This is a genomic window from Streptomyces sp. HSW2009, from assembly GCF_040240285.1.
GTDB lineage: Bacteria > Actinomycetota > Actinomycetes > Streptomycetales > Streptomycetaceae > Streptomyces.
In genome coordinates, this window is sequence record NZ_JBEHZD010000920.1 from 1 (window position 1) to 1815 (window position 1815).

At 75.2% G+C, this 1815-nt stretch carries 1 protein-coding gene; it reads right to left on the bottom strand.

The features are described from left to right. Nucleotides 1–113 precede the first annotated feature (113 nt). The gene (locus AAHZ94_RS33560; protein ID WP_349997475.1) at nt 114–1673 is read right to left on the bottom strand and encodes an anthranilate synthase component I; all 1560 of its coding nucleotides are present in this window, start codon (nt 1671–1673) and stop codon (nt 114–116) included. Between the last annotated feature and the right edge of the window lie 142 nt (nt 1674–1815).

Here is a 1815-nt window from a genome sequence, read left to right on the forward strand (position 1 = left end):
GGGGGGGGGGGGGGGGGGGGGCCCCGCCCCCCCCGCCCCCCCCCCGTCCCGGGTCGGCGGCCCCGGGTCCGCTGCCACCGCCCCGGGTCCCCTGCCCAACCCCGGGCCCGCCACTACGCCCGGCGCAGCCGGTTGGCCGTGCTCACCGCCCGCAGCACCGCCGCGGCCTTGTTCCGGCACTCGGCGTTCTCCGCCGCCGGGTCCGAGTCGGCGACCACGCCGGCACCGGCCTGCACATAGGCCCGGCCGTCCCGCAACAGGGCGGTGCGGATGGCGATCGCGGTGTCCGAGTCGCCCGCGAAGTCGAGGTAGCCGACGCAGCCGCCGTACAGCCCGCGCCGGGTCGGTTCGAGTTCCTCGATGATCTGCATGGCGCGCGGCTTGGGCGCGCCGGACAGCGTGCCGGCCGGGAAGCAGGCGGTGAGCACGTCGAAGGCGGTACGGCCGGCGGCGAGGGTGCCGGTGACCGTGGAGACGATGTGCATGACGTGGCTGTAGCGCTCGATGGACATGAAGTCGACCACCTCCACGCTGCCCGGCTCGCACACCCGGCCCAGGTCGTTGCGGCCGAGGTCGACGAGCATCAGGTGCTCCGCCCGCTCCTTGGGGTCGGCCAGCAGTTCCTCGGCGAGCGCCGCGTCCTCCTGCGGGGTCGCCCCGCGCGGCCTGGTGCCGGCGATCGGGTGCAGCATCGCGGCCCCGTCCTCGACCTTGACCAGCGCCTCCGGGCTTGAGCCCACGACGTCGAAGGCGCCGCCGTCCGGGGCCGGGAAGCGGAAGAGGTACATGTACGGGCTGGGGTTGGTGGCCCGCAGCACCCGGTAGACGTCCAGCGCGCTGGCCTCGCACGGCGTCTCGAACCGCTGCGAGGGCACCACCTGGAACGCCTCCCCCGCGTGGATGCGCTCCTTGATGTCGCGCACCACGTCCTCGTACGCCTCGCCGCCCCACAACGCGGTGAACTCCGGCAGTTCGGCGGGCGGCAGCACGGTGGGGCTGCTGGGCACGGGGCGGGCGAGGTCGGCGGTCATCGCGTCGAGCCGGGCGACGGCGTCGTCGTACGCCTCGTCGACGCCGGTGTCCAGGTCGTTGTGGTTGATCGCGTTGGCGATCAACAGCACGGTGCCGTCCCAGTGGTCGAGCACCGCCAGGTCCGAGGTGAGCAGCATGGTGAGCTCGGGCAGGTGCAGGTCGTCCCGGCCGCGGTCGCCGATCTTCTCCAGCCGGCGCACGACGTCGTAGCCGAGGTAGCCGACCATGCCGCCGGTGAACGGCGGGAGTTGGACGAGGCCGCCCAGGTCGCGCGGGGTGTGCAGGGCCTCGACGGTGGCGCGCAGGGTGGCCAGCGGGTCGCCGTCGGTCGGCACGCCGACCGGGGGCGTACCGAGCCAGTGGGTGCGGCCGTCCCGCTCGGTCAGGGTGGCGGCGCTGCGGACGCCGACGAAGGAGTAGCGCGACCAGGACCGGCCGTTCTCCGCCGACTCCAGCAGGAAGGTGCCGGGCCGACCGACCTCGCCGTACGGGCCTTCGGCCCCGGCTCCGGTCGCCGGGCCCGTGCAGCCGGCCAGTTTGCGGTAGAGGCCGACCGGGGTGTCGCCGTCCGCGAGCAGCCTGCGGCTGACGGGGATGACGCGGCGGTCAGCCGCCAGCTTCCGGAAGGTCTCGCGGTCCATGGTGCCCGTCGCGTCCGTCATACCCGCATCGCCCGTCGTGTCGTGCACTTCGTGTGTCCTGGTGGTCCCGGGGGCCCGGCAGCCGCGGCGGTCCGCGGCCCCGCCGCCGGCGGGGGCCGGTGCGCCGCCTGCGGGGACTGGC